Here is a 24,869-nt window from a genome sequence, read left to right as displayed (position 1 = left end):
GTTTCATAGTTTGCTTTGGACCTAGTAGTTTCTCTTGCCTCATAGATTAAATTTAAAAAGTATATACTCGATTAATTTCTTGATTAATTTCTTGGAGGACAAAGGTAGTATAGTATAAGGTACGGTGTATATACAAGTAAATAGTAAGAGTAAATAAATAAAAAGTTAATGTGTTGATTATTAATTATATAATGTTTGGTAGAGGTAAATAGTTTATGAAGTAAAATGGTTTGTTTGCTCTCTCTATTTTTGCATTTTACCCAATGAACGTACCGTCTCGGTGAATTCTTCCTTAGGAATTATTGCCTTGTTTCTGGTTTTTAAACGATTATTGTAAACCGTCTGCGGAGAGCAATGAAGAAATTCTGCAATCTTCATACTGTCATTTATTCCGAGTCTGACAAGCGCATATATCCTCAACTCCGTGTTCAGGAGTTCGCCTTCTTTAAGCATTATCTTTTCTTCGGGACGCAGGAGGGAATTGAAGTCTTTTACAAAATCGGGGTATACGTGTAGGAAAATAGCGTCGAAACTATGATAGAACTCCTTCAACTCACTTTGTACCATCGTAATGTTGGAAGTTAATGATTTGATATCGTCTATTTGACCGGCTTTAAGTTTTCTGCTGATATTCTTCCTGTATTCTTCAAGTTTGGTTATATAATTGGAGCATATTGAGAATACATATCCGATGTATTCTTCTTTCACATAATTGGACTCTAGTAATTGGTTATTGATCACTTTTAGCTTTTCATTTACTTCGCTAAGTTCTCCGTTCACTTCACCCAGCATTCGTTGGGCTTCAGAAAGTTCTTTGACGTGTGAATTAAGCAATCGGTTACTTTCGTTCAGTTTTTTACGTGAACGAGACAGTTTTCTGAATTGGAAATAAATGAGTAGGATGGAGATGAGTAATACAATGGATAATATACTTGTGGTGTAGAGTGATTTACGCAATTTGCTTTCCTGTATTTTGTTCCTTTCGCGATAGGCCTGCTGTAGTTTATCCATAACGGTCGATATGTTTATTACGCGCACCCTGTTGGGATACAGCAATGCGGCTTTAAAGCAATAACTGATGTAAGTGTAGCCTCTGTCTATGTCTTCACGCAAATAGAGGATATTGGAAAGTTCCTCCAATGAAGCTATATCGCGGTTGCAGATTTTAATATCGGCTATGGCAGAATAAATAAGGTATTTTACGTAATTATCTTCATCGCCTTCATTGTAAAACATGATAGCAAGCATATAAGAATTGATGGCATCCACCCGCGTGGACAATGATGACTTGTCTACTATATTTTTTAATTTTAATTTTATACTGTCTCCCTCTGCAGAACGGGGATATTCTCTATGTAGTGACGCACAAAAACTATAATATGAAGGATGATCGGGAGTTATATATTTCTTAGCTTCGTGCTTGAATTCCTTCTCAAGATTGTAATAAGAATTTGTCAGTTCCAGGCGATTACCGATGAATTGTACCAAATGGGAGTATAGATAGATTTTTGTATCATAATACTGATACATATTTTCTTTACTTAATGAAGTTATATCTACATTCAATAATTCTTTCTCAGCCTCATTCAGTAGCCCCTGGGCTGCAAGAAGGAAAACTTTATGCAGTATCCACTCCTGTTCTTTGTCCTTTCGGCCTAATGCGTTGGCTATCTCTATATTATTGTTTACATAAACCATAGCCGAGTCCGCATTATAGACAAAATATTCATCATACAGCATTTTGTTAAGCCATAGTTTTTCTTCCGGTTTTAGAGGCATAGACTGTTTCTTACGCAGTTCTTCTATTTTATCTTCTTTCTCTAAAACGTACTTTTCACTGTTTGTCAATACGGAATCCAATCTGGAAAACAATTGTTCCATTTCTTTATTCTTGGAATAAACATTCCCGAAAGTAATAAACAGTAGGAACAATACTGATAATTTTCTGTATATAAAGGGATTCGTCATATTAAATACTTCTTTTTCTGATACTGTGACCAGCTTTCATATCATGTTCTTGAAACCGGTTGTCGATATGCAAATATATATTCTTTTTTGATACTATATGGCAGGTAATAAGACTTTTGTTTCATTGCTTGCGAAATTAATATGTTTTTTTTCTATCTTTGCCGGAGATGGAAAAGTTTGAGTTACATATATTAGGGTGCGGTTCCGCTTTGCCCACTACACGACATTTTGCGACTTCACAAGTCGTCAATTTGCGTGAAAAATTATTTATGATTGATTGTGGGGAAGGGGCTCAGATGCAATTACGTCGTTCCCGGCTTAAATTTTCCCGTTTGAATCATATCTTTATCTCTCATCTGCACGGTGATCATTGCTTTGGACTCTTGGGGCTAATCTCTACATTCGGATTATTGGGGAGGACGGCTGATTTACATATTCATTCTCCTAAGGGGCTGGAAGAATTATTCGCACCGATGCTAGCTTTTTTTTGTAAGACACTGACCTATAAAGTGTTTTTTCACGAATTTGAGACGAAAGAACCGACACAGATTTATGATGACCGTTCGGTGACTGTAACTACGATCCCTCTTAAACATCGAATTCCCTGTTGCGGATTCCTGTTTGAGGAGAAGCAACGTCCGAATCATATCATTAGAGAAATGGTGGATTTTTATAAAGTTCCGGTTTACGAACTGAACCGTATTAAGAACGGAGCGGATTTTGTTACTCCCGAAGGAGAAGTTATTCCCAATCAGCGTTTGACCCGTCCTTCGACCCCGGCACGCAAATACGCTTATTGTTCCGATACAATTTTTCGTCCGTCTATAGTGGAACAAATCAACAATGTGGATTTGCTGTTCCATGAAGCTACTTTTGCACAAGCGGAACAAGCACGGGCAAAAGAAACTTATCACACGACAGCTGCACAAGCTGCACAAATCGCTTTGGATGCAAAGGTAAAACAATTGGTTATCGGGCATTTCTCAGCCCGATATGAAGATGAAGCTGTTTTACTTAATGAAGCGTCCGCCATTTTTCCGCAGACAATTTTAGCGAAAGAGAATTTATGTATTGATATTGACGGAGGAACTGTATATGAAAAGTAGCCGGTTATTTTTGGGAGTAATATGTATAATTTGTTTGGCTGCTTGTAGAAAGGAGAAGCCTTTGTCTCCGATACCGGACTCTTTGGCAGGTTTCAAAGAACTGTTTAATCCTGCCTATCAGATCAGTGCGGATAGTATTCGGCAGCTCATTCATGCCTGTTTGGAAAAAAATAAACTGGCTACAGTTTGGGATTCTGCGTTAGTCTCTCATTATCAGGAGGAAGGCGATTTCTTATGGTTGAATGATTCATTGGTCTCCGATAAACCGACTGTGCAGGCAGCGGACTCAATGTTGTACTGGTTAGAGAATATATTGCGGCATGGGATTAATCCGAGACTTTATCCTGTAGATAGTATTCGTAATGGGTTGCAGCAGATACGTACATTACAATTGCAAGATGGAAAAACGATGAATTCCCTGTTGGCGGATTTAGAATATCAGTTGACAGCTGCCTATCTTTCGTATGTGTGCCGGTTAAAGTTTGGCTTTCTACCTCCGGAGCGCAGATGGAATGATTCGATAGACCGTATTTCTCTGAAGCGTTGTGATATGGAATTTGCATTGTCGGCTCTTGATTCTTTGCGTGCCAATCCCACTGCCGCCTTTCATTGGGCGCAACCCTCTTCCCGTCTTTATAAGAAAATGCAGGAAGAATTGGTGCGCGTGAATGATTGGGGAAAGACGGATACTACGGATTATTACTGGGATCGTTTATTGCTGAATCTGGAACGGGCGCGTTGGCAGTATGCTCTGGATAAAGGGAAGAAATATGTGGTGGCAAATGTGGCGGCATTCATGCTGCAAGCCGTCAACGAGGAAACAGACTCTATTCTGGAAATGCGCATTTGTGTGGGAAGTGTGAGGAATAAAACACCTTTGTTGTCCAGCAGAATCTATTATATGGAGCTGAATCCGTATTGGAATGTTCCTCAAAGTATTATCCGGAAAGAGATTATTCCTACTTATCGCAGGGATACGACTTACTTTACCCGTAACCGCATGAAGGTGTATGATAAGAATGGTACACAAGTCGATCCTCATAGTATCAAATGGGAGAGGTATGCGGGCAAGGGAGTACCTTATACTGTGAAACAGGATAATAAGACGGGAAATTCGTTGGGGCGTATCATCTTCCGTTTCCCAAATCCTTATTCCGTTTATTTGCACGATACTCCTTCCCGTTGGGCTTTCACGCGAAAGAACCGGGCGGTGAGCCATGGTTGTGTACGTCTTCAGAAAGCACTCGATTTTGCTTTCTTCTTATTAGAAGAACCGGATGAATTACTGGAAGACCGCATCCGCATTGCAATGGACCTCAAGCCGATAAGCGAGGAAGGAAAGAAGCTTCCTATCAGTGCGGCTTATCGTGAATTGAAACATTATAGTTTGGAGAAATATGTGCCTTTGTTTATAGATTATCAGACTGTTTATCTGTCTGCCGATAATAATTTGATGTATTGTGATGACATTTATAAGTATGATCCGTCTTTACTAAAGGCAATGACCGATCTGGATTTGAAACCATAAATAAACATAGAGATACAAGAGATTATGACCCCTTATAACGAGCGCGAAGTTCTGAAGCTCCTCCAGGAGGAGAGTACGCAGCGACAAGGATTTGAAATGATTGTGGCGCAGTATAGCGAACAATTGTATTGGCAGATCCGTCGGCTGGTGCTGTCGCATGAGGATGCGAACGATCTCCTGCAAAATACTTTTATCAAGGCATGGACGAATATTGATTATTTCCGTGCTGAGGCGAAATTGTCTACCTGGCTCTATCGTATTGCGTTGAATGAATGCCTTACTTTCTTGAATAGACAACGTGCTGTCACTACCTTGGCCATTGATGATCCGGAAGCAGCGGTTGTGCAGAAACTGGAAAGCGACCCGTACTTTTCGGGTGATGAGGCGCAGTTGTGTTTGCAAAAGGCATTAATGACTTTACCGGAGAAACAGCGCATGGTGTTCAATCTGAAATACTATCAAGAAATGAAATATGAAGAAATGTCTGAAATCTTCGGTACCTCAGTCGGTGCTTTGAAAGCGTCTTATCATCATGCAGTGAAGAAAATAGAGAAGTTTTTAGAAGACATTGATTAAACCTTTGGACTCGGACTATGTCTAAATCAAAGAGAGGAGAAAAACGAATGAAAGAAGAAGATATCCTATTGAAGAAACTTGGTAAGGAAGATTCCTTCAAAGTTCCTGATGGTTACTTTGAGAACCTGACTTCAGAAGTGATGAATAAACTTCCTGAAAAAGAGAAAGTGGTTTTCAAGGAAGAACCTGTCAGTACATGGACAAGACTGAAACCATTGCTCTATATGGCAGCTATGTTTGTGGGGGCTGCCTTGATTATACGGGTGGCGTCGTCAGATCACAAACCTGCTGCGGTCGATGAAGTGGCGGTGACGGAGGTGGATACTGAAGTTGTATCGGACGAAATGCTGGATGTGGCACTGGACCGTGCTATGCTGGATGATTATTCGTTATATGTTTATTTGAGTGATGCAAGTGTAGAATGATTTATTAAAACTGATTGAATACAGAAAATGAGAAAACTAATTGCATGGGTTGTTTTGTTGTGTGGCTTTATGCCTGTTCTTTGGGCTGCTGACGGATGTGACCAGCATTTATCCCGGGAGGAGTTCAGGGCAAAACAAAAGGCATTCATTATCGAACAGGCTGGATTGAGTAAAGAAGAGGCAGCCAAGTTCTTTTCCGTCTATTTTGAACTTCAGGATAAGAAGAAGAAGCTGAATGATGAATCGTGGGATTTGATGCGCAAAGGTAAAGATGATAAGACGACGGAAGCTCAATACAAGGAAATCAACGAGAAGATTGCTGAGAACCGTATTGCTGCCGACCAACTTGACAAGACCTATTTAGGCAAGTTCAATAAAATCCTTTCCAGTAAGAAGATTTTTCTCGTGCAACGTGCGGAAATGCGTTTCCATAGGGAGATGATTAGAGGAATGCACCGCAAGGGAGAAAGTAAAGATACAAAGAAAAAGTAAGTGAATATATCAGACGCTCTGTCCGGTGCGGACAGACGTTTCGTCTGTAGGAAATGAAGGCTCTGTTCCATTGGAACAGAGCCTTCATTTTTTGCGGTATCAAGTTCGTGCAAGATTATAATCCTTTCTTCTTAGCCTCATTCCAAATAGCATCCATCTCTTCCAGAGTCATGTCTTTCATGTTCTTGCCCTCTTTGATGGTATGTTCTTCCAGATAGTTGAAACGGCGGATGAATTTCTGGTTGGTGCGTTCCAAAGCATTATCAGGATTGATTTTGTAGAGACGTGCCGCATTGATAAGGCTGAACATAACGTCACCGAATTCGGCCTCCGCCTTATCCTTGTCCATATTGGCTACTTCCGCCTGAAACTCTCCGATTTCCTCCTTCACTTTAGCCCACACCTGTTCGCGTTCTTTCCAGTCGAAACCTACGTTACGGGCCTTGTCCTGAATACGGTAAGCCTTGATGAGCGAGGGGAGGGCAGCGGGTACTCCGCTCAATACACTCTTATTGCCGTCTTTCTCCTTTAGCTTCAATTGTTCCCAGTTTTCGGATACTTGTCCTGCCGTCTCGACCTTTACTTCTCCGAACACGTGGGGATGGCGGAATATCAATTTATCGCACAGTTTGTCGCAAACGTCTTTGATATCGAAATCCCCTGTTTCCGAACCTATCTTAGCATAGAAAGCTACGTGGAGCAGTACATCCCCCAATTCCTTGCATATCTCTTTCCTGTCATCCCTCATCAGGGCGTCGCAAAGTTCGTAAGTCTCTTCTATGGTGTTGGGGCGCAGACTTTCATTGGTCTGTTTGCGGTCCCAGGGACATTTGACACGCAGCTCGTCGAGGATGTTGAGGAAGCGTCCGAAGGCTTCCATCTGTTCTTGTCTGGTATGTGACATAATCGCTTTATTTTTTAAGATTCGTGCAAAGATATTACTAATAATTCATTCCGAAATTCCAAAGAGGAATAATATTTCCATATCCGGTCTCAATATCATCTTTTGCAATATATCCTTTTTTAAAATTGCTAAATTAGTATAATATGTGTTTAATTTATGTATTTTGTGCTATTTTTTATTTCGTATATTAATACTTCAGGTTTTATTTGCACAATGGAAACAGTGAAACCTTTACAAGATGCAGATGATCTGTTTTTGTGGCAACGTCTTATAAAAGGCGACCGGAAGGCAATGGAGGAATTGTATGAGAAATATTATTCTTTACTGATGAACTATGGTCTGCGCTGTTGCGATGATCGGGAACAGGTGAAAGATGCTATTCAAGACCTTTTTGTGCGTATATTTGCCAATGGACGGGTAAGGTCCGATGTCACTGTGCGTTCCTACCTGCTTTGTTCGCTGAAGAATATCCTCTTTAACTATGCGACCAAGTGGAAGGACATGGAAGATATCGAGACATGTACCTTTCGTATTCCGCAAGACGAGGAACTGTTCGAATGCCTCTTTCCGAAGGACGATGCGGAACAAGACATGGCGCGCAGGTTGCTCCATGCCCTTTCACAACTGTCTGTGCGACAGAAGCATGCTCTCTACCTACGTTACGTGAGCGAACTCTCGCATCGGGAAATCGCTGACATTCTGAAGATGAATGAACAGTCGTCCATGAATCTGCTTAACCGTACGTTGGCGAAGCTTCGTACTTTTGTCATGCCCAAGGAGGATTTGATGTGGGTGGGTGTCTTCCTTAAGGTGCTGGCTTCCTGACGGGCATAGTGTCCTCCTTTAGAAAAAACTTCTGTAAGAGTGAGTAGGTTTTTCAACTACGTTGGTTATAATATAAAATACCTGCGGTGGCAGGAAATATTTTAACCTCATAATTATTAATATCATGAAACAGAAAGTTATTTTTTTATTGGCATGCCTGCTGTCTTTTGCGGCATGCAATGACAACGAGGAAAACAGCGCTACGATGGAAGAGCAGCAAAAGCAGGAGCGGATTATTCAAATGAAGGCTTGGGAGGAACAGATGACTATGGACATTGAGGCCATGAAAGCCATTGTGGTGCCGGGAGATTACATCACCTCGGTTTCCCATAACGCGGAGGGCACGGCCGACACTGTGAAATTCAAGAAACAAAAACCTGTCGTCATCCGTCGCATGGAGAAAGTAGATGTAGAAACTCCGCTGATAGGTCTTCAGCAGGGAACAGGCAGCGACACGGGGCTGTATTGGACTCTGAATGGCACGGTATTGAGTGATGCGGATGGTAATCCGTTGCAGGTTAGTCTTATAGCCACATCCGAAGGCGTTTCCGGCACCATACCACAAGTGACGGTGGGTGAAAACTTACGGCGGCAAGGATATTTCACCCATGATGCCTATTACTTATCCGTAGATAACGGATCCACATGGAAGAAGATAATGGATAAGAAAGAAACTGGGCGCGTGTCGGCGTTCGATCTCGAAACACCCGTGACACCCTCCGGAGACGTTTATGTCTTCAAGCTGGCTGATGGAGTGGAAGTCTCGTCTTCGGCCAAAGCACCGCTGAAAGTCTCCATTCTGGGCGGCGCATACTGTACATTTAAGGGTTATCTACCGGCCGGCAACACTGCTTGGTATCCGGACACTAAGGAAAAAAACGATGTGCAGGCTGTGGAAGACACCTGGTGGTGGAAACTGATTAATGACTACGGACTGGCTTTGGAGCGCAACGAATCCTGGTCAGGCGGTACGGTGAGCAGCAAAGGATGGGATTCTGGTAACAAATTGAATGCAGAGGGTATTTCTTACCGTTCTTACCTTGTCCGCATGAAGAATTTGGGTGAGAATCCGGATATTATTTTTATAGAGGGGGGACTGGAAGACTATTGGGCAGTCTCTAAAGCACCACTTGGCGAGGTGACTTATGCTGATTGGTCGCCCGAAACACGTGTGAATTTCCTGCCGGCTTTCTGTGAGGTATTGGACTACGTGACGAAGAATTACGCCACTGCCAAAATTTACCATATTACGGCCGACGGCCTTCCTGAAGAATATGTGAGCGGTATTGAGGCTGCGTGTGAACATTATGACGTGCCAAACATTGTGTTGGAAAATATAGAATACGTGGACGAAGCAGGCTACAGACAGCGTCCCACCAAGAAAGGGATGGCGGATGCCTACACGCAGATAAAGGACTTTATTGAGCAAAACGGTGGCTTTTAAAGCTACTCCTCCAATGCTTATGCGGGTTTAAAAGAATGTAGTATTAATCTATTTTAACGATAAAGACACAAAAAGAATGAGTAGGTTTTCCCGTATTCCCGGTTCTAATAATAAATAAACTTGCAAATATATGAAAGTTGAGTGGAGACATACATTTTTCAAACTGGTGGGTTACTTCAAGGCACAGGAAGAACTTCCCATACCGGAAGAGCGCGATGCTCTTTGGAGACAGATTGAAAAAGGCATACGGAGAAAACAGATAGAAAGGCGGATTCACCGTTGGAGCACTGTATCCGCAGCCGCTGTATTTATGGGATTATTATTTTCAGGTGTGCTTTTCTATTGGAAAGGAGACCATACAGTGGACATTGTGAAAGTAGCTGATCGGCTCATGGAGCAGACGGATAACCACAACGAGATACAGCTGATTCTTTCGGGAAAGGAGACGATAACAGTGGGGGAATCGGCTAAGGTGGTTAATTCCCAGTCGGGGCGTATCCTCGTAAACGAGAAGCGGGTAGAAGTGCCAGACTCCCGTGCCGATGCCGGAGAGTATGCACAGCTGGTGGTGCCGAAAGGCCGACATATGCATATGGTGCTGGCTGATGGTTCCAGCCTTTTCGTCAATTCCGGCACGAAAGTGGTGTATCCGCGTGTGTTCCGTAAAGGACAACGTGAAATATACGTCAACGGGGAAATCTTCATTGATGTGCATCCTGACAAAAGTGCACCTTTTATCGTAAAGACCGACAGGTTTGAAATAGAGGTATTGGGCACGGCTTTCAATGTCAACGCCTACCGCGAGGACGCTTATGCCGAAGTCACCCTGATGCGTGGGGCGGTGAAACTTACCGACAGCCGGAAACAGATTGTAGAACTGCTCCCCGACCAACAGGTCAACCTTTCTGACGGAGGCCTGATCGGGAAGAAGCAGGTAGAGGCATGGAAGTACAGTGCTTGGACAGAAGGCCTATTGGTGTTGGAGGGAGAGCCTATACAACGCGTGTTTGACCGTCTTTCGAGATACTACGGCGAGAGCATCGTCATTGATGTCGGTTCACAGGCTCTCACCATCCGCGGCATGCTTGACTTGAACTGCCCGTTGGACGAAGTGCTCGACCGCATTTCCGTCATCGCTCCGATTAATGTAGTGAAGACCAGCGAGGGCTATTGCGTCACCGAGAAATAAGGAACTTATAAACTTAAAATTAAAACTTATGGTAACATGAAAAGACAGACGAACACTTCCTGTTGAGGGAAAAAAAGGCCGGATAAATACGGCAATACTATCCGGACCTTCTTGCTTGTGCTAAAACCAATGTTTTGACCTTAGTTTAACCATTCTAAAAACAAAGTTATGAAAACATTTAGTTTGAATTGCTTTCATAGTCCCCATCTATGTAAAGCTTTATTCTTATTTTGCTTATTTTTATTCTTTTTACAGGCTAAGGCGGCTGACTTGTCAGATTATAACCGCCAGAAACTCTTCACTTTCACTTTGACGGACGTCTCAGTGCGTACTGTGATAAAGCATATTGAAAAACAAAGCGAATATGTATTTCTCTATACCGAGGACAAGGTGGATGACAAACGCCGTGTCACGGTAAAAGCTACCAATAACACCATTGTGCAAGTATTGGAAAAGATGTTTCAGGGTACCTCTGTGGTCTGGGAGATTAGAGACCGGCAGATTTTGCTGAAGGCAGGAGAAGAAAAGAAAACATCTTCTCCTACCGGAAGCGAACACAAAAAGACCATTCAGGGATTGGTCAAAGACCAAGGGGGAGAACCGCTTATCGGTGCTACCGTGACTGTGGTAGGTACCTCCACCGGTACGACCACGAACATTGACGGATTGTATTCACTCTCTGTACCGGCAGATGCCACATTGGAAATCTCTTACATCGGCTACAAAGCGCAGCAGGTAAAAGTGGGCGGACGAAATCAGGTAGTAGTGGTGTTGCAGGAAGATACCGGGGTATTGGAAGAAGTGGTGGTCACCGCTTTCGGAACGGGGCAGAAAAAAGTCAGCGTGGTGGGGTCGGTGCAGACCATCCGTCCGTCTGATTTGGAAGTGCCATCATCTAATCTTTCCACTTCTTTTGCGGGCCGTTTGGCTGGTGTCATTGCCATGCAGCGTACAGGGGAGCCGGGAGCCGATGGAGCGAATTTCTGGATTCGCGGAGTTTCCACATTGGGAAGTGCTAGTACAGACCCTTTGATTGTTATTGACGGAGTGGAAGCTACCGCCGCTGACTTGAACGCCATTGACCCAGAGGTGATTGAAGGATTCTCTATTCTGAAAGATGCTACCGCTACAGCCATGTATGGTATGCGTGGAGCCAACGGTGTTATGATTGTTACCACAAAGTCAGGTGCAAGTCTTGACAAACCGATAATCAACTTCCGTGTAGAAGGAAGTATGTCTGCACCAACCAATATTCCCGATTTTGTGGACGGTGTTTCATATATGGAACTGTTTAACGAAGCGGTAAACAACCATCCTTCGGGACAGATTCCCTACCCTACAGAAAAGATTGAAGGTACCCGTAAGGGACTGAACCCTTATATTTTCCCGAATGTCAACTGGTATGATGAGATTTTCAAAGACCAGGCGTTCAGTCAGTCAGTGAATTTTAATATTCGTGGAGGTGGACGGAAAGTGGATTATTTCTCCAGCGTTTCGGTCGTCCACGAGGAAGGTATGTTGAGAAACCGTTCCAAGGAGTTCTTTTCATTTAGTAACAATATCAATCGCATGCGTTATTCGTTTCAAAACAATATTAACGCCAAATTAGGCGAAACTTCGCGATTGTCTTTGCGTCTGAACGTGATGTTAGTGGACAAAAGTTCGCCCTCTAGCTCTACATCGAGCTTATATAATCACGTGATAAACACCAATCCGGTGGTTGCTCCGGTATATTTTCCGACCGACGGAGAGACCACCTACGTGAAGTGGGGGGCCACAGGAGCCAGCAATCCGGTGGCGGAATTGGTGAAAGGCTATTCCGACTTGTTTCAGAGCACTGTAACCGCCTCATTTACTTTCGACCAGGATTTGAAGTTCATCACTCCGGGATTAAAGTTCAAGGCACTGGCCTCTTTCAAAAGTCTTTCCACTTCCACACAGAATCGCACAGCCCCGTATAATACCTTTACATTGGAAAACTATACGGGCTATGAAGACGGAACTTATGATTTCACGTTGAGTCGTGTAGGTGAAGAAGTGAATCCCGTTCTTGCCACTTCCAGTTCGAATACGGGACACCGTCAGATTTATTTTCAAGCTATGTTAGAGTATAACCGTGCTTTCGGCAAACACGACGTAAGCGGATTGTTGATTTACAATCAAGACGAATATATGGATCACAATCCGGGAAAAGATTTACTGAAGGCCCTTCCGAAACGTCGTCAGGGATTGGCTGCCCGTGCCTCTTATATGTTCGACAACCGATATATGGCGGAGATCAACTTGGGTTATAACGGTTCGGAAAACTTTGCGAAGAATCACCGTTTCGGTCTATTCCCCTCGTTTGCCATCGGATACAACATCAGTGAGGAAGCATTTTTCGAACCTTTGCGAAAATACATCCCGCGTTTGAAAATCAGGGCTTCTTACGGTCTTGTAGGTAATGATCAGGTAAGCAACAGCCGTTTTCTTTACCTATCGGACGTGGATTTAAAGGGAAGTGACAGTTTCACTACGGGAAAGAATCAGGAAATCGAGTTAAAAGGTCCGGTTTACAAACGCTTTGCCAACACCGATCTGACTTGGGAAGTAGGCAAGAAGTATAACTTAGGGTTTGATATGACCTTTTGGAAAAATATTAACCTGACGTTTGACATCTTTCGTGAAGACCGTAGTAATATTTTCCAAACCATCGAGAACATTCCGTATTATTCGGGAGTATATGGAACAAAGTTTTATGCTAATAATGCGGAAGTGCGTAATCAGGGATTCGACCTGTCACTCGACTTCGGACACCAGTTTAACCGGGATTTTAGCATGACTTTTAAGGGGACATTTACGTATGCTCACAATGAAATCCGGAAATACAATGAAAGTTACGGTGATTATCCCAATCTGTCGAAGGTAGGATACAGCGTGAGCCAACAATGGGGATATCTATCCGACCACTTGTTTGTCGATCAAACAGAGATTGACAATAGTCCTGGACAGCTGGTAGGCGGCTTTGTAGGTCCCGGTGATATCAAGTATGTAAATGTGCCCAACCGTTATGGGAAGTATGACGGGGTGATTGATCAAAATGATCGGGTACCTTTAGGTGATCCCACTACACCGGAGATTGTATACGGGTTCGGTCCTTCTTTCCGGTGGAAAGGATGGGACTTTTCTTTCTTCTTTCAAGGAGTAGCGAAAACATCTCTGTTTATGAGCAATTTGCAGCCGTTTGGCGAGGGGTTTGTGAGAAATTTGCAAACATTCATAGCAGAAAACCATTGGAGCCCGGACAACCAGAATATTCATGCCACCTATCCGCGTCTTACCGCCATTGAGAACAAAAACAACTCGCAGACATCTCTTTATTGGATGCGCGACGGTGATTTTCTGAAACTAAAGAACATGGAATTAGGCTACACATATAAGTCCATGCGTTTCTATCTGCGTGGTTCCAATTTGCTGACTTTTTCCAAATTCGACTTGTGGGATCCGGAACAGGGCGGAGGAAATGGATTGAAATATCCTACGCAAAGGGTTTTCAATATTGGTTTTCAGATGACAATAAATGGTAAACGCTAAAAATGATGAATTATGAAACAAGTGATAAATAAGATAGTTCTAGTGCTTGTGTTGGTAGTAAGTTGTTATTCCTGCAACTATCTGGATATTGTACCCGATGAGAATGCCACGGAGGCGGATGCCTTCAAGAATTTAGCGGCGGCGGAGAGATACCTGTATTCTTGCTATGCATATATGAAATCACCGAGCGCTACCAGTGAATCCATAGACTTGCTGACAGGAGATGATGTAGTGACAGCATGGGAACATGAGAAGTTTGCCAACTTTGCAAAAGGAACCTATACACCGAGTAATCCGATTATTAATTACTGGAACGACCTATACAAAGGAATACGTCAATGTTACATGTTGAAGCAGAACATAGAGACTGTGCCCGGCATGACTCGCCAACAGATGGACGAATATATTGCCGAGGCGGATTTTCTAATCGCCTATCACCACTATTATCTGATGCGCTTGTATGGACCGGTAGTGTTAGTGAAGCAGTTGGTAGATTTAAATGACGAAAATCTACTTGGCAGGCGCCCGTATGACGAATGTGTGGACTGGGTAGCCGAACAGTTCAAATCGGCAGCTGGAAGGTTGCCACTCACCCGTGAGGGGGATGATTACGGACGTGCTACCAAAGTAGTAGCTATGGCACTGCGCGCACGGTTACTGCTCTATGCGGCTTCCCCCCAGTTTAACGGAGGCGAGAAGTTTCGAGGAATGTATTCCTCGTTCCGTAATCCGGACGGCACGCAGCTCATCAGTACTGCCTACGATGCTCAGAAATGGAACAAGGCTGTGGAAGCCTATCAGGAAGTACTGCAACTGGTGAAAGGTGTGTACGAACTGTACAAGGCTGAAGGTGTCGGATTGATGAGCTCCGCACCGGAACCGGCCGACAAGACACTGCGCAATCTGCGTTTTACCTTTGTAGACAAAGAGAATACTGAAGAAGTGATTTGGGCCTATTGTGCTAAAGAAGACCGGTGGAATTTGCAGGCGAAGTCGGTACCTCGTTGGGGAAGTATTTCTTTTGGAGGATTGGCCATTACTTTACGGCAGATTGAACGTTTTTACACTAAAAATGGTTTGCCTATTGATGAAGATCCGGCATTCCGAGAACTGGATATGTATGAGTTGGTGAGTACTCCAGCTGATTGGACATACGGCCGACAAAATAAGCGGACACTCCAAATGAACCTTAATCGAGAACCGCGTTTTTATGCATGGGTAGCTTTCCACGAGGGCTATTATGAGGTAAAAGGACAGAATACTACGGGTGAAAAGAATTCGTTCTCTCCAGAATATAAGGTGAATGCCTACAAACAATATGTACAGTTTTGTAAAGAGCAGAATATGGGTATAAACACTGATGGAAAGTATGGAACAAAAACCGGCTACTTGAACAAGAAGGGAACTCATCCAAGCACAAACGTATCGGACAAGGGAATTGATGTGATGCAGTATCCATGGCCGATTATTCGCCTGGGGGAGATATATTTAGGTTATGCGGAAGCTTGTATCGAAGCGAACTTGTTGGATGAAGGAAAGATTTATTTGAATAAGGTGCGTGAGCGTGCCGGTATTCCCAAGGTAGAAGACTCCTGGAAGGGGGTGGCTTCGCTTGACCAAGCGAAATTGCGAGAAATAGTCCACAGAGAACGACAAATAGAACTTTATCTGGAGAACCACAATTTCTGGGATTTACGACGTTGGGGTATAGCCGAATCTTTGGGTGAACAGCCCATGGGGCTGTCCGTGAAAGAAAAAGAACTGGAAAGGTTTGCCCAACCCATGACAGTGGATGTGCAGCGTCGTTTTATTTCCGCACACTATCTGCTTCCTATTCCGATTGAGGAAGTCAACATGAATGACAAAATGGTGCAGAATCCGGGATATAATGATTAATGTTTAAAAACGAATGGATATGAAGAAATTTAAGATAGCTTTGCTATATATGATATATACGGGTCTGCTTTTGGCAGGTTGTAATGATGAAGAAAGACAGACCCTTCCTGCAAATGAAATTAGTGATTTGGCATTCACAACAAATCAGGGTACCATTACCTTGAACTGGCATTATGTGGAAGATACGGAAGAGAATCGTAACCGTTACGTGGAAATCCGTTACCACGACCCGGTGGTGGGAAAGGATGTTATGAAAACGGTAAGCGGTTATGAAAGTTCCTACCGTATCGAAAATACCGGGAGCAAGTATGGGGAATACACTTTCACCCTGCAACCTTTCAGCCAAACCTTTACACCGGGGACTATACAAACGGTGAAAGGAACAGCAGAAGACAAGGTGGAAACTCCTGACGAGCCAAGCGAGCCGGCCATACCTGTTCTTGAATCAACCGTGATGAATCTGGAACCTTCAGCTATTGCAGTTTTGGTACTTGAATCGAATGGAACTGAAAAGACAAAATGTTCACCGGCTGATTATCAATCAAAGGGTATTTTGACGGATGGAAAAGATAATACTATCATTTATCCTTGGGGAAGTGCAGGGACTGAAGATGTGTGGAATATCTATGTGACATGCGCGAAACCGCAGACCTATTTGAAATTCTATTATAAAAATTCAACTTCAACAACTAATAACCGTGTCATTACAGAATTAGAGTGCTATGTAAGAGCGACAGAAACAGATGAGTGGCAGAAAGTGACCACGCTTACAACAGTAGACGGGTTACCGGATCAAGCATCTGGGGAATTTATTTCAAAAGAATGTAAGGCTTCCGTTGCTTTTACTTATGTGAAATTTATAGCTACTATGACAAAGAGTATCTATGGATCATATAAGAGTGGCTTTTGTATGAGTGAATTTAAGATGTATGACGTAGTAGAAATAACTGAATAATATATGTGATTATGAAAAAAATTGTAAATTTATTATATGGAGGGGTATTGAGCGCGGGTTTATTGGCTTGTTCTCTTCAAGAAAAAAAACAGATAGATTGTATTTCAGGAATCTACCCGCACCTCGCCTTCTACAATGATGAAGGCGAGTGCGGTACTGGGGCCGTGGTTCCTTGGAACGGCAGTCTTTGGGCCGTTACCTACGGACCCCACATGGCTTTCGGCTCCTCTGACAAATTATATGAGATTACACCTGACAAAAAACTGATTGTACGCTCGGAAAGTATTGGTGGAACACATGCTAACCGCATGATTCACCGCGAATCGAAGCAGCTGAACATCGGTCCTTATTGGATAGACAGCACTTCGACAGTGCGTGTTATTCCCTGGCAGACCGCACCCGGTCGCTACACCGGTTCGGCACGCCATCTGACCGATCCGAACAACAAACTCTATATCGCCACTATGGAAGAAGGTTTCTACGAGGTGGACGTGCACTCTCTGGAAGTCACCGAACTTTTCGCCGACGGTAATGCCGGTCGCCGACGTCATAAGGAAGACCCGGTACACAATCCGCCTTACAAAGACTTGCTGCCGGGTGCGCACGGGAAAGGTCTGTATTCAGGTCAGGGCGTGCTGGTGTATTCAGATAATGGAGAGAACACACCGCAGGCCATGAAATACTTTGATGCGGAGTCCGGATCGCTTTCCGAATGGGATGGTAAGGAATGGAAAGTTGTGCGTCGCAACCAGTTTGTGGAAATTACCGGTCCTGACGGAATTTACGGAAGTACTCATCCGGAAACAGACCCCATTTGGGCAACGGGTTGGGACCACAAGTCGGTGTTATTAGGCGTAAGGGAACCCGAAAAGGAATGGACATTTTACCGTCTTCCCAAAGCGAGCCACTCATATGACGGTGCTCACGGATGGAACACCGAATGGCCGCGCATCCGCAATATCGGCAAAGAAGGATCGCCCGATTATCTGATGACTATGCACGGACTTTTCTGGCGTTTTCCCGGCACGTTTACTACGACTTCGTCAGCCGGCATTCGCCCGCGTACCAGCTATCTGAAAGTCATTGGTGATTTCACCCGCTGGAACGACGAATTGGTGTTCGGTTGTGATGATTCGGCACAGAAGGAGTTTCTCAACCGGCGTAAGGCAAAAGGAGGTATCGAAGGTCCTGGCCAATCGAACTCGAACCTGTGGTTCACATCGGTTACCAAACCCGATGAGCTAGGTCCTGCTACCGTGGACGGTGCATTGTGGATAAAAGAGGAAGTGAAGGCCGGTGAATGCTCCGACCCTTATCTGTTTGCCGGATGGAACGTCCGTATGGGTTGGATAAAGAACGATGGAGATACAGCGGTCACTTTCACCTACGAAGTGGACGAACAAGGTAACAATAGTTGGAAGAACCTGAAGCAAGTCACCGTGGATGCGGGCAAAGCTTGCGCTGTGAATTTCCCGGCCACGGATAAAGGGGAATGGATTCGCGTGAAGACTGATAAGGCCACACGTGCTACCGTGGCATTCACCTATACTGTGCCCGATACGCGTGCTGCCAAACCGGCTTCGATGTTTGCCGGACTGGTCAAAGCAGAAGACACTACGCTCACTGGCGGTTTGCTGTATGGTTTGGGTGACAACCGCCGTGCGCTAGGCTTGCTCGCCTGCACGGAAACCGATGGCAAAGTGGTGGAAACCGGTTACTATGAAATGGGTGAAAAACTGGAGTTGGTGCACAAGACCGACACGGCTACCGCCAACTTTATCCGAGAGAAGTTTGCTATCCCCGAACGTGTGGTAGATATCGAATCCGGTTCGGTGCTGGTGGTGGACGAGGCCGGACGTCGCTGGCGGTTGCCTTTGGGCAATGAGAGCTACCGAAGCCTGACCGAACAGGCGCGTCTCCGCATCTGCCGCGAAGTGGCTACGGAACGTGATCTCTTCTCTTGCATGGGTACTTTCTATGAACTTCCTGCTGAAAATGCGGACGGGTATGCAAAAATTCGTCCGATAGCCACTCATCCATTCCGCATTCATGATTATGCCTCTTATCGCGGCATGCTAGTGCTGACCGGAGTGAAGCCGGAGGAAGCGGGAGACAATGCACACATTATCGTGTCGGACGATGGGAAAGCTGCCGTATGGGCCGGAGCCATCGACGACTTGTGGAAACTAGGTAAGCCTGTGGGGCAGGGAGGTCCGTGGAAGGATGCGATTGTAAAGGCAGGTATTCCGTCTGATCCTTACCTGATAGGATTCTACGATCGGAAAGAATTGACCTTGTCACATAAGGCCGACAAGAATGTAACGTTTACTATTGAAGCCGATCCTACCGGCAACGGAGACTGGATGACTTACAAAGTACAGACCGTGAAAGCCGGTGAAGTGTGGAATTGGCAGTTTCCAGAAGAATTCCAGGCACGTTGGATCCGGTTCTCTACTGACGCGGATACAGAAGCAACGGCTTGGTTGACATATAAATAGATGTATTTGGAGGATAAAAACGATGAAAATAAAGTATATTTTATTCTGTTTAGTGTTGATTCCTTCAATGGTGTGGTCACAGAACAATGATTCAAAGGAGCAACATGCGCTGTTACAACAGATAGGTTCCAAACAGCCTTTGCTCAATAATCACCCTCTGGCGCAGTGGTTTCCTGATGCAGGATTAGGACTCTTTGTTCATTTTGGGATGGCTGCTGTGCATGGCGGCATTGACTTGTCTTGGGGAATGATAGGAAACAAGGCTTGGGAAGATGGTGAAATAGCTCCTACGGAATATTGGAAGCTGGCAGACAAATGGAAGCCTGTGAATTTCAATCCAGACAATTGGGTGAAGGCGGCTAAAGAAGCCGGATTCAAATATGTGGTATTTACTGCCAAGCATCACGATGGATATACATTGTGGCCAAGCAGATACGGTGACTTTGGTGTGAAGCAAAAAATGAACGGTCGGGATTTGGTGAAAGAAGTGGTGGATGCCTGCCACAAGTATGGACTAAAGGTCGGGCTTTATTTCTCGCCACCAGATTGGCATTACGATCGACTTTATCGCAGTTTTGGTAAAAAAGGTGATAAGTATTATAATTACAATCATGAGCTGGTAGCCTCAATTCCACAAAAACCGGAAGGACATGACGAGAAGCGAATAAAGATGGTTCGCAACCAATTGAAGGAACTACTCACTGAATACGGAAGGATTGACCTCATGTGGTTTGATGGCGGACAGGCCGAAGTATCGAATGATTGGATTAGGAAACTGCAACCTGGAATTGTCATCAACCGCCGCAACAAGCAAAGAGGGGATTATGGAGATTCTGAAGGAGGATTACCCAAGAAGCGATTTATCGGTTGGTTTGAAACATGCGATCCTTGTTGGCCAAGTCGCCGTTGGTCATTCTCATATTGCGACCGAATGGATAGCGGAGATGACGTGATAGAGAATCTAGTACGTTTACGTGCGTGGGGTGGCAATTATTTGGCCAATGTGGGACCTGCTGCCGACGGTAGTATTCCCGAAGAGGCACTGGAGGCATGGAATGTGATAGGAAAATGGATGAATCACTCGGGCGAATCTATTTATGGTACTCGCGGAGGAGGTTGGTCAGAAACTGCCAATCAGCCTGTGACGGTGAAAGAGGAGGAACATGTCATTTATTTGCATGCTTTCCCCGACTTTCAATCCACAATTACCGTGAAAGAGTTGAACCAAGAACCTGTGAGAGCGGTCTTGCTACGGACAGGTGACGAAATCAATTTCCAATACAAAAATAGGGTGTTGAGGCTTTCCATTCCGAATGAGTTACGAACCAGACAGGTAGATACTGTGAAATTATATTTTAAATAAGATGTTTATGAACAGATTTGTAGTAATACTGTATTTTTGCTCTTTGGTTTGGATAGCAAGAGGGCAGGAACAGACTTGGAGAGAAATGCCTTATTTCCTGAAAGGGTATGAGGCCGAGTATGCCCGTTCGCCGAAAGAAGCCTCTTTGACTTGGTTCAAGGATGCACGTTTCGGGCTGTTCATCCACTGGGGACCTTATAGCCTTTACAAGAAAGGCGAATGGATTATGTACAACCGCAACATTCCCTTGGACGAATATGTGCAGAAAGCTCGTGAACTTACGGGTGAGGGCTTTAATGCCCAAGATTACGTGAACTTGGCCGTCAGCGCGAAGATGAAATACATCACTTTTGTGTCTAAGCACCACGATGGCTACGCAATGTGGGATTCTAAAGCGAGTGATTATGACTGCATGGACTTCACGCCTCAGCGTGATTTCTTGAAGGAGCTGGCGCAGGCCTGCCGGAAAGCGGGGGTGGGACTTTTTATCTACTATTCGCTGGGGCTCGATTGGCATCACCCGTTCTATATGCCGCGCTCCATGTACAATCCCGCACGGCCGAAGTACGATCCTCAGCCTGCGCAGTACAGATATGAAAAGCCGGAAGACTTCAAGCATTACATGAACTTTGCCAAGACACAGATCATGGAACTTTGTACCCAATATGGTCCGATAGCAGGTTTTTGGTTCGATACGGTGGGTGGCGTATACCAGCATCCCGATATGTTCAACGTGCAGGAAGTATATGACATGATTCATGCCATACAACCCCATGCTTTGGTGGTGTATAAGACCGGTGCTAACGGTAACGAGGACTTCATTACCGGAGAGCGGAACATGGGTTCGCTGGCTCCCCTGTTCAAAGGTGCGGGACTGCCCAAGTCGGTACAGGACGCGGCTGACCGTTCTTGGAAAAGCAACATGAGTAAGCCGGCCGAGTTGAACATTCCCATCCAGACGATGGCTTGGGGATATTATGAATCGCCGCGCCAGCACCAGCGCACTAAGGAAGAGGTGCTGGAACTTCTGGAAAACTGCGCAAAGATGAATGCCAACCTCCTGCTGAATATCGCGCCTTATCCGGACGGGAGCATTCAGGAAGCCAATATTAAGACTCTGAAAGAGGTGGGGGCTCACATCGAAAAGTACGGATTTCCAAAACTGAACACTAAGGACTACATGAAGTTCCGTACGAAAAATGTGCAGAAAGTGGAAAAGGAGAAAGTGAACCAGACAGCTAACTAACAGAATCCGTTTATGCAAATATCTCATTTTAATCGTTGTGTGTGGGGATGCGTAATCTTTCTGTTGCTGTGTATGGGAACAACTGTTTTCTTGCAGGCGCAGGAAGCCCTTACCCGGAGAGAGGTCCTTTCACTGGATAAAGGATGGCGTTTCCATTTGGGCGACATCCCGCGTCCGGTAATAAAAGGGCACAATGAGACCTACCGCAGCACTAAGGCTGGAGGCGTGAGGGGAGCTGCTGCCCCCGTTTACGATGATTCTTCGTGGAGGACGCTCGATCTGCCCCACGACTGGGCAATCGAAGGCCGGATAGATTCTACCGCCAACCTTTCGCAGGGGTATTACCACCGCGGATTCGGATGGTATCGGCGGAAGTTCCGCCTTGCACCCGAAGACAAGGGGAAACACATTGAATTGCAGTTTGACGGTATCGCCACGCACGCTACTATTTGGGTGAACGGCACGGTACTCCACCGCAACTGGTGTGGCTATACTTCCATGTATATTGATATCACGCCCTATGCCACCTACGGGGACGACCTGAATACGGTGGCGGTGCGTGTGGACGCTGAAGCTCAGGAGGGCTGGTGGTATGAGGGAGCCGGTATTTACCGCCACACTTGGCTGGTGAAGCGCTCGGCACTCCATATCCCGACCGATGGCGTGTTCGCGCATCCGGTGAAACGGGAAGATGGAAGCTGGGAAATCCCGGCGGAAGTCACGCTCTATAACTCAGGCAAAAAGTCTGCTGATAGCGAGGTGGAAGTCACCTTGCTGACACCCGACGGGGAAGAAGTGGCTGCGCAAATAGCACGTGTGCAGGTAGATGCCTTGCAACAGGTCACGGCCAACCTGAAGTTGTCTGTGAACAATCCGCAACTGTGGTCGCCTGACTCTCCGGTGCTCTACAAAGTCCGGACTATAGTGCGACAGAACGGGACGGTGACAGACGAAGTGGAAACCGCTTGTGGCTTCCGCACCATCCGCTTCGATGCGGACACCGGCTTCTGGCTAAATGGCAAGAACTTGAAATTAAAAGGTGTGTGCTGTCATCAGGATCATGCCGGAGTAGGCGTGGCCATGCCTGATGCGATGTGGGAGTTTCGACTGCGCAAGCTGAAAGAAATGGGTGTGAACGCTTTCCGTGCGGTGCACAACCCAATGTCGAAGGAATTCATGCAGGCGTGCGACAGCATGGGAATCATGGTGTTGGATGAAAACCGCCTCTTCAATACGTCGCCCGAATACGTGCGGCAGTTGGAATGGCTGGTACGCCGTGACCGCAACTGTCCGAGCGTGATTCTGTGGTCGGTGTTTAACGAAGAACCCATGCAGGGCTCGGAGAACGGCTACGAGATGGTACGCCGGATGAGTGCCGTGGTGAAACAATTGGATACAACACGTCCGGTGACGGCGGCCATGAATGGTGGTTTCTTCTCGGAATACAATGTATCAATGGCCGTAGATGTGGCAGGCTTCAATTATCAGATACATGCTTATGACCGGTTTCATGCTCAGACACCTCGATTGCCGCTGACTAGCTCGGAAGACGGATCGGCCATCATGGTGCGAGGGGAATATGTGACCGACCGCTCACGCCATGTGCTTGATTCGTATGACACGCAATCCGTAGGATGGGGAGCTACTCACCGTAAGGCATGGCGCGCAGTGGCCGAGCGTCCGTGGATGGCAGGTTGCTTCTATTGGACCGGTTTCGACTATCATGGCGAGCCAACCCCGTTTGCCTGGCCTTCTGCCAGTTCGTTCTTCGGCATAATGGATTTGTGCGGTTTCCCGAAATCGGCCTATTACCTACATCAGGCGCAGTGGAGGAAAGACAAACCGGTGTTGGAGTTGATACCCCATTGGAACTGGCCGGAAGATTCTATCGGAAAGCCCGTGAAAGTGATGGCATTCAGCAACCTGGACCGTGTGAAGCTCCTGCTCAACGGCAAGCTGGTGTCGGAACAGAAAGTAGATTCGTTTGAGATGAATACCTGGCACGTGCCTTATGCTCCAGGCAAATTGGAAGTCGTGGGTTATAGGAACAGGAAAGTCGCTGCACGTGCGCAGGTGGAAACAACCGGCAAGCCGGTGGCACTTCGTTTACAACCCTACCGCACTTCTTTGTCGGGAGACGGAAGGGATGCCATGCCCGTGACGGTGGAAGCTCTTGACTGGAAGGGACGTCCCGTGCCTACTGCCAACTTGAAGGTGACATTTGCCGTAGAAGGACCTGTCCGGATAATAGGACTAGGTAATGGGGACCCTAACTGCCACGAAGCGGAAAAAGGAAATAGCCGGAGTTTGTTCAATGGACTGGCGCAGGTAATCTTGCAAGCAGACGAGGCGGTAGGTGAAGCTGTGCTGACCGCTACGGCATCCGGATTGAAGCCTTTTAGGCTAACCATACCGGTGAGCCGTGCGAACTGCCTCCCCTTCGTGCAACCGGAAGATCCGCCTATGACACTGGGCAGCTGGTCTGCCTCTCCGCTTTCGTTGGAAAGGCCGGATGTGACCTGTGTGATTGCAGACAACGACATGAACAGCTGGCAGCCCATTACTATCGGACGGGGCAGATCCATCAAGCTCAATAAGGCGCGTTACGTCATGGTACGCACCACGTTTGTTCCTTACGTGGAATACCGTGAGGGCGGTGGAGCACTGGTCTTCAAGAACTTGGCGGGAAAGGCGGAAATATGGCTGAACGGCAAGTTGCTGGGCAAGAAAGACGAACTTCAGGAAAAGGACTTCAAGGTGGACTTTCCGTCCACGAAAGGAATATGTGATTTGCGTGTGTTGCTTCAAGCCGTCCCTAATGCGTATGTGGGGTTGAAAGGAAGTGTGAACCTGCAAGGAAAATGATTTATTCAATTGATAA

The 24,869-nt window shown here is 45.6% G+C and carries 17 protein-coding genes; 15 read left to right on the top strand and 2 right to left on the bottom strand.

What is annotated here, in order from left to right; translation table 11 throughout:
- Positions 1 to 243: 243 nt before the first annotated feature.
- On the bottom strand, positions 244 to 1,881 hold the full coding sequence (locus H8S63_RS11465) for a DUF6377 domain-containing protein (protein ID WP_229101852.1): 1,638 nt from the start codon (positions 1,879 to 1,881) through the stop codon (positions 244 to 246).
- 254 nt (positions 1,882 to 2,135) lie between these two features.
- Between H8S63_RS11465 and H8S63_RS11460 the strand changes: the two genes are divergently transcribed.
- From H8S63_RS11460 to H8S63_RS11440, 5 genes are read left to right on the top strand one after another with little or no spacing between them, the layout of a single operon-like run.
- Positions 2,136 to 3,074 (top strand): ribonuclease Z, encoded by a 939-nt coding sequence (locus H8S63_RS11460; protein ID WP_186926848.1) that lies wholly within the window; start codon positions 2,136 to 2,138, stop codon positions 3,072 to 3,074.
- Positions 3,064 to 4,602 carry a L,D-transpeptidase family protein gene (locus H8S63_RS11455; RefSeq protein ID WP_186926847.1) on the top strand — a complete coding sequence of 513 codons (1,539 nt, stop codon included), beginning with the start codon at positions 3,064 to 3,066 and terminating at the stop codon, positions 4,600 to 4,602. The genes H8S63_RS11460 and H8S63_RS11455 overlap by 11 nt, the downstream gene beginning before the upstream one ends.
- A 24-nt stretch (positions 4,603 to 4,626) precedes the next feature.
- Positions 4,627 to 5,178: an RNA polymerase sigma factor gene (locus H8S63_RS11450; RefSeq protein ID WP_022275055.1), complete on the top strand. Its 552-nt coding sequence runs from the start codon at positions 4,627 to 4,629 to the stop codon at positions 5,176 to 5,178.
- Between the two features lie 47 nt (positions 5,179 to 5,225).
- On the top strand, positions 5,226 to 5,603 hold the full coding sequence (locus H8S63_RS11445; protein ID WP_081449106.1) for a hypothetical protein: 378 nt from the start codon (positions 5,226 to 5,228) through the stop codon (positions 5,601 to 5,603).
- Positions 5,604 to 5,630: 27 nt separating this feature from the next.
- The gene (locus tag H8S63_RS11440; protein WP_186926846.1) at positions 5,631 to 6,095 is read left to right on the top strand and encodes a hypothetical protein; all 465 of its coding nucleotides are present in this window, start codon (positions 5,631 to 5,633) and stop codon (positions 6,093 to 6,095) included.
- Positions 6,096 to 6,210: 115 nt separating this feature from the next.
- On the opposite strand, the gene mazG is transcribed toward H8S63_RS11440, so the two are convergent.
- The gene (gene mazG / locus H8S63_RS11435) at positions 6,211 to 6,999 is read right to left on the bottom strand and encodes a nucleoside triphosphate pyrophosphohydrolase (protein WP_186926845.1); all 789 of its coding nucleotides are present in this window, start codon (positions 6,997 to 6,999) and stop codon (positions 6,211 to 6,213) included.
- A gap of 213 nt (positions 7,000 to 7,212) precedes the next feature.
- On the opposite strand from mazG, the gene H8S63_RS11430 reads away from it, so the two are divergent.
- From H8S63_RS11430 to galA, 10 genes are all read left to right on the top strand, one after another.
- On the top strand, positions 7,213 to 7,824 hold the full coding sequence (locus H8S63_RS11430; protein WP_186926844.1) for an RNA polymerase sigma factor: 612 nt from the start codon (positions 7,213 to 7,215) through the stop codon (positions 7,822 to 7,824).
- Between the two features lie 124 nt (positions 7,825 to 7,948).
- Positions 7,949 to 9,268, top strand: a complete 1,320-nt coding sequence (locus tag H8S63_RS11425; protein ID WP_186926843.1) for an SGNH/GDSL hydrolase family protein — start codon at positions 7,949 to 7,951, stop codon at positions 9,266 to 9,268.
- Positions 9,269 to 9,398: 130 nt separating this feature from the next.
- Positions 9,399 to 10,457 (top strand): FecR family protein, encoded by a 1,059-nt coding sequence (locus H8S63_RS11420; RefSeq protein ID WP_186926842.1) that lies wholly within the window; start codon positions 9,399 to 9,401, stop codon positions 10,455 to 10,457.
- A gap of 168 nt (positions 10,458 to 10,625) precedes the next feature.
- Positions 10,626 to 14,030 carry a TonB-dependent receptor gene (locus H8S63_RS11415; RefSeq protein WP_186926841.1) on the top strand — a complete coding sequence of 1,135 codons (3,405 nt, stop codon included), beginning with the start codon at positions 10,626 to 10,628 and terminating at the stop codon, positions 14,028 to 14,030.
- A 12-nt stretch (positions 14,031 to 14,042) separates the two neighbouring features.
- Positions 14,043 to 15,926: a RagB/SusD family nutrient uptake outer membrane protein gene (locus H8S63_RS11410; protein ID WP_186926840.1), complete on the top strand. Its 1,884-nt coding sequence runs from the start codon at positions 14,043 to 14,045 to the stop codon at positions 15,924 to 15,926.
- Between the two features lie 19 nt (positions 15,927 to 15,945).
- A complete protein-coding gene (locus tag H8S63_RS11405; RefSeq protein ID WP_186926839.1) occupies positions 15,946 to 16,881 on the top strand; it encodes a hypothetical protein in 936 nt (311 codons plus the stop codon).
- A gap of 11 nt (positions 16,882 to 16,892) precedes the next feature.
- Complete coding sequence (locus H8S63_RS11400) at positions 16,893 to 19,379, top strand: hypothetical protein (protein ID WP_186926838.1); 2,487 nt, start codon at positions 16,893 to 16,895, stop codon at positions 19,377 to 19,379.
- A gap of 22 nt (positions 19,380 to 19,401) precedes the next feature.
- On the top strand, positions 19,402 to 20,742 hold the full coding sequence (locus H8S63_RS11395; RefSeq protein WP_186926837.1) for an alpha-L-fucosidase: 1,341 nt from the start codon (positions 19,402 to 19,404) through the stop codon (positions 20,740 to 20,742).
- Positions 20,743 to 20,749: 7 nt separating this feature from the next.
- Entirely contained in the window at positions 20,750 to 21,988 is a 1,239-nt protein-coding gene (locus H8S63_RS11390) for an alpha-L-fucosidase (RefSeq protein ID WP_186926836.1), read from the top strand.
- A 12-nt stretch (positions 21,989 to 22,000) separates the two neighbouring features.
- A complete protein-coding gene (gene galA, locus H8S63_RS11385; protein WP_186926835.1) occupies positions 22,001 to 24,853 on the top strand; it encodes a beta-galactosidase GalA in 2,853 nt (950 codons plus the stop codon).
- Positions 24,854 to 24,869 lie beyond the last annotated feature (16 nt).

Origin of the sequence: Bacteroides sp. NSJ-39, assembly GCF_014287315.1 — a bacterium.
In the GTDB taxonomy this organism is placed as follows: domain Bacteria; phylum Bacteroidota; class Bacteroidia; order Bacteroidales; family Bacteroidaceae; genus Bacteroides; species Bacteroides finegoldii.
Note: the sequence above shows the minus strand (reverse complement) of the source record. Positions and strands in the feature narration are given on the sequence as shown.

Bases quoted from the DNA above. Each gene is read 5' to 3' on its own strand.
- H8S63_RS11445 (WP_081449106.1), top strand. From the start codon at position 5,226: ATGAAAGAAGAAGATATCCTATTGAAGAAACTTGGTAAGGAAGATTCC.
- H8S63_RS11395 (WP_186926837.1), top strand. From the start codon at position 19,402: ATGAAAATAAAGTATATTTTATTCTGTTTAGTGTTGATTCCTTCAATG.
- H8S63_RS11440 (WP_186926846.1), top strand. From the start codon at position 5,631: ATGAGAAAACTAATTGCATGGGTTGTTTTGTTGTGTGGCTTTATGCCT.
- H8S63_RS11420 (WP_186926842.1), top strand. From the start codon at position 9,399: ATGAAAGTTGAGTGGAGACATACATTTTTCAAACTGGTGGGTTACTTC.
- H8S63_RS11410 (WP_186926840.1), top strand. From the start codon at position 14,043: ATGAAACAAGTGATAAATAAGATAGTTCTAGTGCTTGTGTTGGTAGTA.
- galA (WP_186926835.1), top strand. From the start codon at position 22,001: ATGCAAATATCTCATTTTAATCGTTGTGTGTGGGGATGCGTAATCTTT.
- H8S63_RS11430 (WP_186926844.1), top strand. From the start codon at position 7,213: ATGGAAACAGTGAAACCTTTACAAGATGCAGATGATCTGTTTTTGTGG.
- H8S63_RS11390 (WP_186926836.1), top strand. From the start codon at position 20,750: ATGAACAGATTTGTAGTAATACTGTATTTTTGCTCTTTGGTTTGGATA.
- H8S63_RS11460 (WP_186926848.1), top strand. From the start codon at position 2,136: ATGGAAAAGTTTGAGTTACATATATTAGGGTGCGGTTCCGCTTTGCCC.
- H8S63_RS11425 (WP_186926843.1), top strand. From the start codon at position 7,949: ATGAAACAGAAAGTTATTTTTTTATTGGCATGCCTGCTGTCTTTTGCG.
- mazG (WP_186926845.1), bottom strand. From the start codon at position 6,999: ATGTCACATACCAGACAAGAACAGATGGAAGCCTTCGGACGCTTCCTC.
- H8S63_RS11400 (WP_186926838.1), top strand. From the start codon at position 16,893: ATGAAAAAAATTGTAAATTTATTATATGGAGGGGTATTGAGCGCGGGT.
- H8S63_RS11455 (WP_186926847.1), top strand. From the start codon at position 3,064: ATGAAAAGTAGCCGGTTATTTTTGGGAGTAATATGTATAATTTGTTTG.
- H8S63_RS11415 (WP_186926841.1), top strand. From the start codon at position 10,626: ATGAAAACATTTAGTTTGAATTGCTTTCATAGTCCCCATCTATGTAAA.
- H8S63_RS11450 (WP_022275055.1), top strand. From the start codon at position 4,627: ATGACCCCTTATAACGAGCGCGAAGTTCTGAAGCTCCTCCAGGAGGAG.
- H8S63_RS11405 (WP_186926839.1), top strand. From the start codon at position 15,946: ATGAAGAAATTTAAGATAGCTTTGCTATATATGATATATACGGGTCTG.
- H8S63_RS11465 (WP_229101852.1), bottom strand. From the start codon at position 1,881: ATGGAACAATTGTTTTCCAGATTGGATTCCGTATTGACAAACAGTGAA.